We start from the raw sequence: 13912 nt of genomic DNA on the forward strand, positions 1-13912 counted from the left end.
CTAGGCCACGTTCACCCTCTGGCCGGGCGGGGCCGCCTCCAGCCAGGCCAGGAAGCCGGTCAGCGCGTCCTCGCTCATCGCCAGCTCCAGGCGGGTCTCCCGGTGGAGACAGCCGAGCACGATCGCGTCGGAGAGCAGCGCCAGCTCCTCCTCGCCCTCCGGCATCCGGCGGGCCACGACCTCGATCGCGGAGCGTTCCAGGACCCGGCGCGGACGCGGCGAGTAGCTGAAGACCCGGAACCAGTTCACCTTGTCGCCGCTGTACCGGGCGACACCGTACACCCAGCCCTTGCCGGACAGGTCGGGTTCCTCGGGTACGTTCCACCGCAGACTGCAGTCGAAGGTCCCGCCGGAACGCTGGATCAGCCGCCGGCGCAGACCGAAGACGAAGAGTCCCAGTACGACCAGTGCGACGACCAGTCCGCCCACCCACAGCGCGAGGTACATCTCCACCGACCTCCTCGCATCATCGAGTAAACGGATACCGTCCGTACGTCACCTGCATCTGCATCGCCTCAGCCGCGACACGGTCCGGAGAGGTCTCCGGCACGGGCCGCGGCTGAGGGTAAAACCATGTCGTGAGGTGGCTAGTGTGCCGCCACCGCACGCAGTCGCACTTCGGCGCGCCGCTCGGAAGCGCCGTCCGTGTCCGACTTCGCACGCTCAAGCGCACGCTCAGCGCGCTCGACGTCGATCTCGTCGGCAAGCTCCGCGATCTCCGCGAGAAGAGAGAGCTTGTCGTCGGCGAACGAGATGAAACCGCCGTGCACGGCGGCGACGACGGTCCCGCCCTCGCTCGTACGGATCGTCACCGGGCCCGATTCCAGCACACCCAGAAGCGGCTGGTGACCGGGCATGACGCCGATGTCGCCGGACGTGGTGCGCGCGACGACCAGGGTGGCCTCGCCGGACCAGACACTGCGGTCCGCGGCGACCAGCTCGACGTGCAGCTCAGCAGCCAAGGGTGGCTCCTCGGGTCACCACCCGGCGGTCGTGCCGGGTGTTGGGTCAATTCTACGGGGCGTGGTGAGGGGGACGGGACGCACCCGCCCCCCTCGGTGAGCCGGAGGCTCAGGAGACGCCGAGCTCCTTGGCGTTGGCCTTCAGGTCCTCGATGCCACCGCACATGAAGAACGCCTGCTCGGGGAAGTGGTCGTACTCACCGTCGCAGATGGCGTTGAACGCGGCGATCGACTCGTCGAGCGGAACGTCCGAACCGTCCACGCCGGTGAACTGCTTGGCGACGTGAGTGTTCTGCGACAGGAAGCGCTCGACGCGACGGGCACGGTGGACAACGAGCTTGTCCTCCTCGCCCAGCTCGTCGATACCGAGGATCGCGATGATGTCCTGGAGGTCCTTGTACTTCTGGAGGATCCCCTTGACGCGCATGGCGGCCTCGTAGTGGTCCGCGGCGATGTACCGCGGGTCCAGGATCCGGGACGTGGAGTCCAGCGGGTCCACGGCCGGGTAGATGCCCTTCTCGGAGATCGGACGGGAGAGAACCGTCGTCGCGTCGAGGTGGGCGAAGGTGGTCGCCGGCGCCGGGTCGGTCAGGTCGTCCGCGGGGACGTAGATCGCCTGCATCGAGGTGATCGAGTGACCGCGGGTCGACGTGATGCGCTCCTGGAGCAGACCCATCTCGTCGGCCAGGTTCGGCTGGTAACCCACCGCGGACGGCATACGGCCGAGCAGGGTGGACACCTCGGAACCGGCCTGGGTGTACCGGAAGATGTTGTCGATGAAGAAGAGCACGTCCTGCTTCTGCACATCGCGGAAGTACTCCGCCATGGTCAGACCGGCCAGGGCGACGCGGAGACGGGTCCCCGGCGGCTCGTCCATCTGGCCGAAGACGAGCGCCGTCTTGTCGATGACGCCGGAGTCGGCCATCTCCTCGATGAGGTCGTTGCCCTCACGGGTGCGCTCACCGACGCCCGCGAACACCGACACACCGTCGTGGTTGTTGGCGACGCGGTAGATCATCTCCTGGATCAGCACGGTCTTGCCGACACCGGCACCACCGAACAGACCGATCTTTCCACCCTTGACGTACGGGGTGAGGAGGTCGATGACCTTGACGCCGGTCTCGAACATCTCGGTCTTGGACTCGAGCTGGTCGAAGTTGGGCGCCTTGCGGTGGATCGGCCAGCGCTCGGTGACCTCGGCCTCGGCCTCGGGCTTGTTCAGGATCTGGCCAAGGGTGTTGAACACCTTGCCCTTGGTGATGTCGCCGACGGGGACCGTGATGCCGGTGCCCGTGTCGGTGACCGGGGCCTGGCGGACCAGACCGTCGGTCGGCTGCATCGAGATCGCGCGGATCACACCGTCGCCGAGGTGCTGGGCGACCTCGAGCGTCAGCGTCTTGAGCTTGCCGTCCTCGGCCGGGTCGGCCACCTCGACGGTCAGCGCGTTGTAGATCTCCGGCATCGCGTCGACGGGGAACTCCACGTCGACGACCGGGCCGATGACCCGGGCGACGCGGCCCGTGGCAACGGCCGTCTCAACTGTGGTCGTCATTACTTGTCACTCCCCGCGGTCGCGTCGGCCAGCGCACTGGCACCACCGACGATCTCGCTGATTTCCTGGGTGATTTCGGCCTGGCGGGCCGCGTTGGCAAGCCGGGAGAGCGTCTTGATGAGCTCACCGGCGTTGTCGGTGGCCGACTTCATCGCGCGGCGGCGGGCGGCGTGCTCGGAAGCAGCGGCCTGCAGCAGCGCGTTGTAGATACGGCTCTCGACGTACCGCGGAAGCAGGGCGTCGAGGACGTCCTCCGCCGACGGCTCGAAGTCGAAGAGCGGCAGGATCTCGCCCTTGCCGGTCTCCTGCTCCGTGGCACCGAGACTGAGCGGCAGCATCCGGTCGTCCACCGGGTTCTGCGTCATCATCGACACGAACTCCGTGAAGACGATGTGCAGCTCGTCGACGCCGCCCTCGGCGGTCTCCTTCGACACCGCCTCGATCAGCGGGGCAGCAGCCCGCTTGGCATCCGCGTACGTCGGGCTGTCGGTGAAGCCGGTCCACGAGTCCGCGATCTTGCGCTCGCGGAACCCGTAGTAGGCGACACCCTTGCGGCCGATCACATACGTGTCGACCTCCTTGCCCTCACCGCGCAGCCGCTCGGTCAGCTTCTCCGCGGCCTTGATGGCGTTGGAGGAGTAACCGCCGGCCAGGCCGCGGTCGCTCGTGACGAGCAGGATCGCGGCCCGGGCCGGGGACTCGGCTTCGGTGGTCAGCGGGTGCTTGGTGGTGGAGCCGGTCGCCACCGCGGTCACCGCACGGGTGAGCTCGGTCGCGTACGGCGTCGACGCCGCCACCTGGCGCTGCGCCTTGACGATGCGCGAGGCGGCGATCATCTCCATCGCCTTGGTGATCTTCTTCGTGGCGGTGACGGAGCGGATGCGGCGCTTGTAAACGCGAAGCTGAGCGCCCATCGATCAGCCCTCGCCCAGGAGCTTGCCGTCCGAGGTCTCGAACTGCTGCTTGAAGGCGGCGACGGCGTCGGCGATCGCCTGCAGCGTGTCGTCGGACATCTTGGCGCCCTCGCGGATGCTGGTGAGGAGGTCCTTGCGCTCGCGGCGCAGGTACTCCAGCAGCTCCGTCTCGAAGCGGCGGATGTCCTCGACCGGGACGTCGTCCATCTTGCCGTTCGTGCCGGCCCAGACGGAGACGACCTGCTCCTCGACCGGGAACGGGGCGTACTGCGGCTGCTTCAGCAGCTCGACCATGCGCTTACCGCGCTCCAGCGACGCCTTCGAGGCCGCGTCCAGGTCGGAACCGAAGGCGGCGAACGCCTCCAGCTCGCGGTACTGGGCGAGGTCCACGCGGAGCCGGCCGGACACCTGGCGCATGGCCTTGTGCTGGGCGGAGCCACCGACGCGGGAGACCGAGATACCGACGTTCAGGGCCGGACGCTGGCCGGCGTTGAACAGGTCGGACTCCAGGAAGCACTGGCCGTCGGTGATGGAGATGACGTTGGTCGGGATGAACGCCGACACGTCGTTCGCCTTGGTCTCGACGATCGGGAGACCCGTCATCGAACCGGCACCCATGTCGTCGGAGAGCTTGGCGCAGCGCTCCAGCAGACGCGAGTGGAGGTAGAAGACGTCGCCCGGGTACGCCTCACGGCCCGGCGGACGGCGCAGCAGCAGGGAGACGGCGCGGTAGGCGTCGGCCTGCTTCGAGAGGTCGTCGAAGATGATCAGGACGTGCTTGCCCTGGTACATCCAGTGCTGGCCGATGGCCGAGCCGGTGTACGGCGCGAGGTACTTGAAGCCGGCCGGGTCGGACGCCGGGGCGGCGACGATGGTCGTGTACTCCAGCGCACCGGCCTCTTCGAGGGCACCGCGCACGGACGCGATCGTGGAGCCCTTCTGACCGATGGCGACGTAGATGCAGCGCACCTGCTTGTTCACGTCGCCCGAGCGCCAGTTGTCGCGCTGGTTGATGATCGTGTCGACGGCCAGAGCGGTCTTACCCGTCTGACGGTCGCCGATGATCAGCTGACGCTGGCCGCGGCCGATCGGCACCATGGCGTCGACGGCCTTGTAGCCGGTCTGCATCGGCTCGTGCACCGACTTGCGGACCATGACGCCAGGGGCCTGCAGCTCGAGGGCGCGGCGGCCGTCGGTCGCGATCTCGCCGAGACCGTCGATCGGGTTGCCGAGCGGGTCTACGACGCGGCCGAGGTAGCCCTCGCCGACGCCGACGGAGAGCACCTCACCGGTGCGCTGCACCGGCTGGCCCTCTTCGATGCCGCTGAACTCGCCGAGGACGATCGCACCGATCTCGCGCTCCTCGAGGTTGAGGGCGAGACCGAGGGTGCCGTCCTCGAACTTCAGCAGCTCGTTCGCCATGGCGGAGGGCAGGCCCTCCACCTTCGCGATGCCGTCGCCGGCAACGCTGACCGTACCGACCTCCTCGCGCGAGGCCGCGTCCGGCTTGTACGACTGGACAAAGTTCTCCAGCGCGTCCCGGATCTCCTCCGGCCGGATCGTGAGCTCCGCCATCTGGGTTCCCTGCTCTCCTTGTTGGGCCCGAAGTTTCTTAAGGGGGTCTGGGGGCCGACCCCCAGGAATCTTCTGCAGTTTCTGCACGGCCCAACCGGGCCGCTGGTCTTGCTCTGTTCTGTTGCTCCGCGCTTGCGTCAGCCGGCCATGCGGCGGGTCGCCTCGTCGAGGCGGTCCGCGATGGTGCCGTTGATGACCTCGTCGCCGACCCGCACCGCGATCCCGCCGAGGACCGAGGGGTCCACGTCGAGGTTCAGGTGCATCTGGCGGCCGTAGATCTTCGCCAGGGCGGCACCCAGGCGCTGCTTCTGCCGGTCGCTGAGCGGCACCGCGGAGGTGACGATCGCGACCATGCGCTCCCGGCGCTCCGCGGCCAGCTTGGAGAGGGAGTCGAGTCCCGCTTCCAGGCTACGTCCACGCGGCTGGGTGACAAGCCGCACGATGACGCGCTCGGTGGCGGGCCGCGCCTTGCCGCCGAGCAGGCTGCGGAGCAGCTCGCCCTTGGCGGCGGGGGTCGCGGTCCGGCTGGTGAGCGCGGCACGCAGGGCGGTGTCCGAGGCGACGATGCGGCCGAACCGGAAGAGTTCGTCCTCGACGTCGTCCAGGGCACCGTTGCGCTGGGCGGCGGTGAGGTCGGCGGTGTTCGCCAGCTCCTCGACCGCGTCGACCAGGTCACGCGACTGCGACCAGCGCGAGCGGACCATGCCGGAGACCAGGTCGACGGCTTCGCCGCCCACCTGTCCGCCGAGCAGGCGGCCTGCCAGCTCGGCCCTGGCCTCGCCCGGCTGCGCCGGGTCGGTCAGGACCCGGCGCAGCGACACCTCGCGGTGCAGCAGCGCCGTGACGCCGGCCAGGTCCTCGGCGAGCTTCGCCGCGTCGACCGACGTGGAGTCGGTCAGCGCGTCGAGGCGCTCGCGTGCGGCAGCCAGTGCCTCGCGGCTCGCGCTGTTCATCGGACGGCCTCGGCCTTCGCCTCGAGCTCGTCGAGGAAGCGGTCGACGGTGCCACTCTGCCGGGCGTGGTCCTCCAGGGACTCACCGACGAGCTTGCCGGCCAGGTCGGTGGCGAGCTTGCCCACGTCCTGGCGCAGCGCGGCGGCGGCGGCCTTGCGGTCGGCCTCGATCTGGGCGTGGCCGGCGGCGACGATCTCGTCGCGCTGGCGCTGGCCCTCGGCACGCATTTCCTGCAGGATCACGGCGCCCTGCTCCTGCGCCTCCTGGCGCATACGAGCGGCTTCGTGGCGGGCCTCGGCGAGCTGAGCCTTGTACTGCTCAAGAACGCTCTGGGCCTCGGTCTGGGCCGCATCGGCCTTCTCGATCCCGCCTTCGATGGCCTCGCGGCGCTCTTCCAGAACCGTGTTGATGTTCGGGAGGAGCTTCTTGGCGAGGAAGCCGAAGACGATGACGAAAGCGATGAGGCCAATGACGAGCTCAGGGATCGGCGGGATGAGCGGGTTTTCCGCTTCCTCCGCCGCGAGCTGAACCAGGGGGTTCACGTCAGTGCCTTCCGTCGAATGGGCTGTTCGCGACCGGTCAGGAGGTCGGGTAGACGAACGGCATGACCAGACCGATCAGGGCGAGCGCCTCACAGAAGGCGAAGCCGAGGATCTGGTTGGCGCGGATGAGACCGGCAGCCTCGGGCTGACGGGCGAGCGCCTGGGTGCCGTTACCGAAGATGATGCCGATGCCGACGCCGGGGCCGATCGCGGCGAGGCCGTAACCGATCGAGCCGAGGTTGCCCTTGATTTCGACGCCGGCGGCGAGGGTCTGGAGAGCGGACATGCCGGTTCTTCCTTCTCTTTCAATGTCCGGTGGGGGTTGGCCACCGGGTGCTTCAGGAGTGGGGTGCTCAGTGGCCCTTGGCGAGAGCGCCCTGGATGTAGCTGCAGGCCAGCAGCACGAAGACGTAAGCCTGAACAGCCTGGATGAAGAGTTCGAAGGCGGTCATCACGATGACCATCACGAACGACACACCTGCGTAGGCGATCCCGATGCCGTTGAGCATGTACCAGCTGGCGATCGTGAAGAGCAGCAGGAGCGTGTGGCCCGCGAACATGTTGGCGAAGAGCCGGACCGCGTGCGTGAACGGCCGGACGAACAGGTTCGAGAAGAACTCGATGGTCATCGAGAGCGGCAGGACCCCGCCGAGGCTCTTGTCGTAACCCGTGAAGTTCTTGAGGGCACCGACGAAGCCGTGCTTCTTGAAGGTCAGGCCGACCCACAGGAAGTAGACGATCGCGGCCAGTGCGGCCGGGTACGAGATGATCGCCGTCACGGGGAACTGGGCAACCGGAATGATGGACCAGAGGTTCATCATCCAGATGACGAAGAACAGCGAGACCATCAGCGGGACGTACTTCTCGCCGTCGCGCTTGCCGATCGTCTCGTAGACGATGCCGCGGCGGATGAAGTCGTATCCGGCCTCGGCCGTCATCTGGAGCTTGCCGGGCACCAACTTCGGCTTGCGGAAGGCGGCCCAGAAGAAGCCCACGATGATCACCGAGCCGAGCAGGGCCAGCAGCATCGTCTTGTTGAAGTACAGGTTGCTGTCCGCGTCGCCCCAGAGGGGCTCGAACAGGAACGAGTGCAGGCCGGGTGCCGGAAAGCCACAACCGTCGAAGAGGTGGCAATCGGTCTCGAAGGCGAGCACCTGTGTCGGGTCAGCACTCACCGCGGGCTCCTTCAGCGTGGCGCATAGGTACGGCAACCTCGTTGTGTCGGCGCGGCGCGCAGCCGCGGTTCGGCACTGGACTGGTGTTTCGGATGTGTGAGCGGCAGTCAGGCATGTGAGCCTCGCGATCGAGCAGGCGTCAGCTCACATGCACGCGCCCGCAGTGCCGCAGTTGGAACCGGACGATAGCAGGGTCCTGACCCCGCACTTATTCCGCCCCTACCCTTCACGCGTCGGACCCCGGTTTCCCGGCCTTCTCGGCCTTCTCGGATTCGGGTTCCACGTAAAGGATCTTCGCCTTCATGTGCGCACGCGCCTGTGCGCCGATCCACACGAGGGTCGTCGCGACCAGGGTGATCGCGAACGCCTTCGGGTTGAACAGCGAGGTGTTCTTGAATACGGCGACGAAGATGAACAGCAGCAGGAGCTGCGCCGTGTAGAGCGCGAGCCCCATCGCCTGGAAGAGGTGGGGCATGGACCGGGCGGTCCGTTGCAGGACCACGAGCCCGATCCCCATGAAGAGGATGACCACGATCGTCCCCACGATCGCGCCCAGGGCTCCCTTGCCACCGGCGACGCCAGCGCTGATCGCGACGGCTACGGCGCCGGCGGCAGCGGTGGGTACGGCGGTCTGGAGGAGAGTCCGGACGTCGTTGGACGGCATGGCGGCAGCTCCGCTTGCTGGGGGTGGGCAGTGTGTCGTCATGGACGAGCGTAGGCCCGGTCCGAGTCGATGCCTCGGGCCGATGGACCGTGCTACATCAGGTCCTTCGGCTCTGTCACCGGGCTTCGTGAACGGTATCACAAACTATTTGATGAGGTCTTTACCAAGAAAGTGTGCTTGCTGTCACACGTGAGGGCTAATGAGCACGTGTGAGCGAGGCGCAGCTTCGATTTGTCTGTTATTGGGTGTCGGTGACCGGGTCAGTGACGGGTGGAACCGGCCGCCCGACGGTCCCCCGCACGCGAACGGTGGCCGATGGCGGTCGCCCCGTTGACGCCCGAGACACCCGCGGCGACGGGAGCCCCGGAAGCCGTCTCACGCTCCTCGGCGGCACCCCCGGCCCCACCCGTCGCACCCGTCTCCATCTGGCCGTCCACGGCCCCCTGTTGGCCCTCCGTGGCCTCCTCCGACGCGGCGGCACCCGGCTCCTCCGGACGACGCCGTCCGCGGCGGTAGCGCGGCGGCACGAAGCGTTCCGCCCAGCGCGGGGCGCGCGGGGTGAACGCGGGCAGCAGGAGCAGGATCAGCCCGAGCGCGCTCAGCCCCACGATCACGATCACGATCCACAGGGACGTCGAGTGCACCGAGTACCCCACCGCGCCGAACGCGATCAGCGCCGACCAGAAGTACATGATCAGCACCGACCGGCTGTGCGAGTGGCCGATGTTGAGCAGCCGGTGGTGCAGGTGGCCCCGGTCCGCGGCGAACGGCGACTGGCCGTTCCAGGTGCGCCGCACGATGGCCAGCACCAGGTCCGCCGCCGGGATGGCGATGATGGTCAGCGGCAGCAGCAGCGGGATGAAGACCGGGAGCATCGCGTGGGTCGCCTGGCGCTCACTGCCCTCGAAGATCTTCATGGTGTCCGGGTCGACCTGCCCGGTCACCGAGATCGCCCCGGCCGCGAGCACCAGGCCGATCAGCATCGACCCCGAGTCGCCCATGAAGATCCGCGCGGGGTGCATGTTGTGCGGCAGGAAGCCGAGGCACATGCCCATCAGGATCGCCGAGAACAGCGTCGCCGGGGCGGCGGCCTCGATGGTGTGCCCGTACCAGAGCCGGTAGGTGTACAGGAAGAACGCGGCGGCGGCGATGAGGACCATGCCCGCCGCCAGTCCGTCCAGGCCGTCCACGAAGTTGACCGCGTTGATCGTGATGACGACCAGCGCCACGGTGAGCAGCGTGCCCTGCCACGGGGTGAGGGCGACGGTGCCGACGCCCGGGATCGGCAGCCACAGGATCGTGAGGCCCTGGAGGACCATGACGGCGGCGGCGAGCATCTGCCCGCCCAGCTTGATCAGGGCGTCGATCTCGAACTTGTCGTCCAGGACCCCGATCAGCCAGATCAGCGCCGCCCCGGAGAGCAGCGCCCTCGGCTCGCTGGAGAGCTCGAAGACCCCGTCGAGGTTGGCCAGGTGGTTGGCGACGATGAGCCCCGCGCACAGCCCGCCGAACATGGCGATGCCGCCGAGCCTCGGGGTCGGTTCGCGGTGGACGTCGCGCGCGCGGATCGCGGGCATCGCCCCGACCGCGATGGCGAACTTGCGCACCGGACCGGTGAGCAAGTAGGTCACAGCGGCCGTGACACAGAGTGTCAGCAAGTAATCACGCACGGGCTGCCCCACAGATATCGCCGGCCATCTCAGCCCACACCTTAACTAGACAGGTCCCATGGTTGAGGACACGGAGCCCGCCGTGATGGTTGCACAGAGGAAGTCAGTGGGGCGCGGAGACGCCGGTCAGCGCGGTGACGACCGGGTCCAGGGCCTGGCTGATCTCGTCGCCGATGGACCGGAAGAAGGTGATCGGGGCGCCGTACGGGTCGTGGACCTCGTCGGCGTCCGCGGTCGGGGCGAGCAGCCAGCCGCGCAGCGCCGCGGCGGCCCGGACCAGGGCGCGGGCACGCTCGACCACGCCCTCCTCGCGGGCGTCGGGCAGGGTCGCCGGGTCTATGGCCCGGACCAGCCTGGTGAACTCCTTGAGCGTGAAGGTGCGCAGCCCGGCCGAGTGGCCCATGGAAATGACCTGGGCGCGGTGGTCGCGGGTGGCCGTGAGCACGAGGTCGGCACGGATCACGTGCTCGTCCAGCAGCTCACGGCCGGTGAAGCCGGTGGCGTCGGCGCCGAAGTCGGCGAGGACCACCTCGGCGTTGGCCTCCATCGGGGCGCCCTCGTGGCCCCAGGTCCCGGCGCTCTCCACGATCAGCCCGCCCTGGAGCGGGTCCCCGAGCCGGTGCACCAGGGCATGCCGGGTCAGCCGCTCGGTGATCGGCGAGCGGCAGACGTTGCCGGTGCTGACGTGGAGAATGCGGAAAGTGTCGGGCCGCCCCGCTATGCCACGCCCCTCGGGGGCGGTCAATTGGCCACCTCAAGGTCGGGTACCACCTTGCGCAGTTCCTCCGCCGAGAGCGCTCCGGCGCGCAGCAGGACGGGCACCTTGCCGGTGACGTCCACGATGGACGAGGGCACGATGCCGGGGGTCGGGCCGCCGTCGAGGTAGACGGAGACGGAGTCGCCGAGCATCTCCTGGGCGGCGTCACAGGTCTCCGGCGAGGGGTGGCCGGTCAGGTTGGCGCTGGACACGGCCATCGGGCCGACCTCGGTGAGGAGCTCGATGGCGACCGGGTGCAGCGGCATCCGGACGGCGACGGTGCCCCGGGTGTCGCCGAGGTCCCACTGGAGCGAGGGCTGGTGCTTGGCGACCAGGGTCAGGGCGCCCGGCCAGAACGCGTCGACGAGCTCCCACGCCTGTTCGGAGAAGTCGGTGACCAGGCCGTGCAGGGTGTTCGGGGAGCCGATGAGGACCGGCGAGGGCATGTTGCGGCCCCGGCCCTTGGCCTCCAGGAGGTCACCGACCGCCTCGGAGGCGAAGGCGTCCGCACCGATCCCGTACACGGTGTCGGTGGGCAGCACGACGAGCTCGCCGCGGCGGACGGCCGACGCGGCTTCGCGCAGCCCCGTCGTGCGGTCGGTCGCGTCGTTGCAGTCGTATCGCCGTGCCATCAGCCGGCCTCCTCAAGCATGTACGGGTAGGGCTGGTACGGATGGCGGCCCCCGGTCACGGCATCGCCTTGCGGGCGGTGGCGAACCGGGGCCGCCGGTTGAGGTCGGGGTGGTCGGCCGCGTCGGCCCAGCCCCGTTCCTCGGTGAAGATCCAGGGCACCTGGCCGCCCTGCGTGTCGGCGTGCTCGATGACGACGAGGCCGCCGGGGCGGAGCAGGCGGTGCGCGGTGCGCTCGATGCCCCGGATGGTGTCGAGGCCGTCCTCGCCGGAGAACAGCGCCATCTCGGGGTCGTGGTCGCGCGCCTCGGGCGCCACGTACTCCCACTCGGTGAGCGGGATGTACGGCGGGTTGGAGATGACCAGGTCGACCTGGCCGTCCAGCTCGGGCAGGGCGGTGAGCGCGTCGCCGCGGTGGACGGTGACGCGGGAGTTCTCGGCGTTCTTCCGGGTCCACTTCAGGGCGTCCTCGGAGAGCTCCACGGCGTGTACGCGGGAGCGCGGGACCTCCTGGGCCATGGCGAGGGCGATGGCCCCCGAGCCGGTGCACAGGTCCACGATCAGCGGCTCGACGACGTCCATCGCGCGGACGGCGTCTATGGCCCAGCCGACGACCGACTCGGTCTCGGGGCGGGGCACGAAGACGCCGGGCCCGACCTGGAGCTCCAGGTAGCGGAAGAAGGCGCGTCCGGTGATGTGCTGGAGGGGTTCGCGGGCCTCGCGGCGGGCGATGGTCTCCCAGTAGCGGGCGTCGAAGTCGGCGTCCGGCACGTTGTGCAGTTCGCCCCGCTTGACGCCGTGGACGAAGGCGGCGAGTTCCTCGGCATCGAATCTCGGTGAGGGAACACCGGCGTCGGCCAGCCGCTGGGTGGCCTGGGCCACCTCGGCGAGCAGCAGGTTCATCGCGGTTCTCCGTACGGGTTCACGGGCGGGGCGGGGCGGGCGGTGGGCTCAGGCGGCGGCCAGCTTGGCGGCGGAGTCGGCGTCGACGCACGCCTGGATCACCGCGTCCAGGTCGCCGTCGAGCACCTGGTCCAAGTTGTACGCCTTGAAGCCGACGCGGTGGTCCGAGATCCGGTTTTCCGGGAAGTTGTACGTCCGGATCTTCTCGGAACGGTCGACCGTACGCACCTGGCTGCGACGTACGTCCGAAGCCTCCTGCTCGGCGGCCTCCTGGGCGGCGGCGAGGAGCCGGGAGCGCAGGATGCGCATCGCCTGCTCCTTGTTCTGGAGCTGGCTCTTCTCGTTCTGGCAGGAGGCGACGACGCCGGTCGGCAGGTGCGTGATGCGGACGGCGGAGTCGGTCGTGTTGACGGACTGGCCGCCGGGGCCGGACGAGCGGTAGACGTCGATACGGAGGTCGTTGGCGTGGATCTCGACGTCGACCTCCTCGGCCTCGGGCGTCACGAGGACACCGGCGGCGGAGGTGTGGATGCGGCCCTGGGACTCGGTGGAGGGCACGCGCTGCACGCGGTGCACCCCGCCCTCGTACTTCATCCGGGCCCAGACGCCCTGGCCGGGTTCGGTGGCCCCGTTGCCGCCCTTGGTCTTCACGGCGACCTGGACGTCCTTGTAGCCGCCGAGCTCGGACTCGGTGGAGTCGATGATCTCGGTCTTCCAGCCGACGCGCTCGGCGTAGCGCAGGTACATGCGCAGCAGATCGCCGGCGAACAGCGCGGACTCGTCGCCGCCCGCCCCGGCCTTGATCTCCAGGAGCACGTCCTTGTCGTCGCTGGGGTCGCGGGGAACGAGCAGGAGGCGGAGCTTCTCGGTGAGCTCCTCGCGCTGCTGCTCCAGCTCCTTGACCTCGGCGGCGAAGTCGGGGTCGTCGGCGGCGAACTCGCGGGCGGTCTCGATGTCGTCGCCGGACTGCTTCCAGGAGCGGTACGTCGCGACGATCGGGCTCAGCTCCGCGTAGCGCTTGTTGAGCTTGCGCGCGTTGCCCTGGTCGGCGTGGACCGCGGGGTCGGCGAGCTGCTTCTCAAGATCGGCGTGCTCGCCGATCAGTTCCTCGACCGCCTCGAACATCTCGGGCTCCTGGTTCCTTCGCTCGTCGTGCCTGCCGGCCGGTGGGTGCCTGCCGGGGCCGGGGTACGGAGACCCCGTGCCCGGACCGGAAAAAAACGCCGGCCACGGCGCCCCCGGGAAGAGGGCACCGCGGACCGGCGCGGACGGCTCGCTACTTGCCGGCGGCCTTGGCGCCCTTGCCGAAGCGGGCCTCGAAGCGGGCCACACGGCCACCGGTGTCGAGGATCTTCTGCTTGCCCGTGTAGAACGGGTGGCACTCGGAGCAGACCTCGGCACGGATGGTGCCGCTGTCCAGCGTGGAGCGGGTGGTGAACGACGCGCCACAGGTGCAGCTGACCTGCGTCTCGACGTACTGGGGGTGGATGTCGCGCTTCAAGGGTGTCTCCTAGGTTCGGGAGGGCTCCGGGTCGCACGCGCGGATTGCGCGTCCGTGAACCGGGGCCGACGTACCAGTCTGCCAGGACCGGCCGTATCTCCCAAAACCAGGGTG

16 protein-coding genes are annotated in these 13912 nt (G+C 68.9%); all 16 read right to left on the reverse strand.

Annotated elements, in window-relative coordinates:
• Window positions 1-447 carry a DUF2550 domain-containing protein gene (locus ACZ6C6_RS10595; RefSeq protein WP_361020025.1) on the reverse strand — a complete coding sequence of 149 codons (447 nt, stop codon included), beginning with the start codon at window positions 445-447 and terminating at the stop codon, window positions 1-3.
• Between the two features lie 140 nt (window positions 448-587).
• Window positions 588-962, reverse strand: a complete 375-nt coding sequence (locus ACZ6C6_RS10600) for a F0F1 ATP synthase subunit epsilon (RefSeq protein ID WP_469201236.1) — start codon at window positions 960-962, stop codon at window positions 588-590.
• A gap of 109 nt (window positions 963-1071) precedes the next feature.
• Window positions 1072-2514 (reverse strand): F0F1 ATP synthase subunit beta, encoded by a 1443-nt coding sequence (atpD, locus tag ACZ6C6_RS10605; protein WP_161212584.1) that lies wholly within the window; start codon window positions 2512-2514, stop codon window positions 1072-1074.
• Window positions 2514-3428, reverse strand: coding sequence for a F0F1 ATP synthase subunit gamma (locus tag ACZ6C6_RS10610; protein WP_469201238.1), 915 nt, complete (start codon window positions 3426-3428; stop codon window positions 2514-2516). Before ACZ6C6_RS10610 ends, atpD begins: the two co-directional genes overlap by 1 nt.
• Before the next feature lie 3 nt (window positions 3429-3431).
• A complete protein-coding gene (gene atpA, locus ACZ6C6_RS10615) occupies window positions 3432-5003 on the reverse strand; it encodes a F0F1 ATP synthase subunit alpha (protein WP_111338206.1) in 1572 nt (523 codons plus the stop codon).
• A 137-nt stretch (window positions 5004-5140) separates the two neighbouring features.
• Window positions 5141-5956: a F0F1 ATP synthase subunit delta gene (locus ACZ6C6_RS10620; protein WP_458336329.1), complete on the reverse strand. Its 816-nt coding sequence runs from the start codon at window positions 5954-5956 to the stop codon at window positions 5141-5143.
• On the reverse strand, window positions 5953-6498 hold the full coding sequence (locus tag ACZ6C6_RS10625; protein WP_469201241.1) for a F0F1 ATP synthase subunit B: 546 nt from the start codon (window positions 6496-6498) through the stop codon (window positions 5953-5955). Before ACZ6C6_RS10625 ends, ACZ6C6_RS10620 begins: the two co-directional genes overlap by 4 nt.
• Window positions 6499-6535: 37 nt before the next feature.
• Window positions 6536-6784: an ATP synthase F0 subunit C gene (gene atpE / locus ACZ6C6_RS10630; protein WP_018102636.1), complete on the reverse strand. Its 249-nt coding sequence runs from the start codon at window positions 6782-6784 to the stop codon at window positions 6536-6538.
• Between the two features lie 67 nt (window positions 6785-6851).
• Window positions 6852-7673 (reverse strand): F0F1 ATP synthase subunit A, encoded by an 822-nt coding sequence (atpB, locus tag ACZ6C6_RS10635; RefSeq protein WP_328902424.1) that lies wholly within the window; start codon window positions 7671-7673, stop codon window positions 6852-6854.
• A gap of 226 nt (window positions 7674-7899) precedes the next feature.
• Window positions 7900-8337, reverse strand: coding sequence for a hypothetical protein (locus ACZ6C6_RS10640; RefSeq protein WP_469201243.1), 438 nt, complete (start codon window positions 8335-8337; stop codon window positions 7900-7902).
• Window positions 8338-8597: 260 nt separating this feature from the next.
• Complete coding sequence (locus ACZ6C6_RS10645) at window positions 8598-10019, reverse strand: MraY family glycosyltransferase (RefSeq protein WP_469201245.1); 1422 nt, start codon at window positions 10017-10019, stop codon at window positions 8598-8600.
• A gap of 91 nt (window positions 10020-10110) precedes the next feature.
• Window positions 10111-10752: an arsenate reductase/protein-tyrosine-phosphatase family protein gene (locus ACZ6C6_RS10650; protein ID WP_073963914.1), complete on the reverse strand. Its 642-nt coding sequence runs from the start codon at window positions 10750-10752 to the stop codon at window positions 10111-10113.
• On the reverse strand, window positions 10749-11396 hold the full coding sequence (locus ACZ6C6_RS10655) for an L-threonylcarbamoyladenylate synthase (RefSeq protein ID WP_365680579.1): 648 nt from the start codon (window positions 11394-11396) through the stop codon (window positions 10749-10751). Before ACZ6C6_RS10655 ends, ACZ6C6_RS10650 begins: the two co-directional genes overlap by 4 nt.
• Window positions 11397-11451: 55 nt before the next feature.
• Window positions 11452-12297 carry a peptide chain release factor N(5)-glutamine methyltransferase gene (gene prmC, locus ACZ6C6_RS10660; protein WP_018102642.1) on the reverse strand — a complete coding sequence of 282 codons (846 nt, stop codon included), beginning with the start codon at window positions 12295-12297 and terminating at the stop codon, window positions 11452-11454.
• Between the two features lie 48 nt (window positions 12298-12345).
• Window positions 12346-13422 (reverse strand): peptide chain release factor 1, encoded by a 1077-nt coding sequence (gene prfA, locus ACZ6C6_RS10665; RefSeq protein ID WP_018102643.1) that lies wholly within the window; start codon window positions 13420-13422, stop codon window positions 12346-12348.
• Window positions 13423-13573: 151 nt separating this feature from the next.
• Window positions 13574-13798: a 50S ribosomal protein L31 gene (rpmE, locus tag ACZ6C6_RS10670; protein ID WP_018102644.1), complete on the reverse strand. Its 225-nt coding sequence runs from the start codon at window positions 13796-13798 to the stop codon at window positions 13574-13576.
• Between the last annotated feature and the right edge of the window lie 114 nt (window positions 13799-13912).

The organism is Streptomyces sp. NPDC041814 (assembly GCF_055590565.1).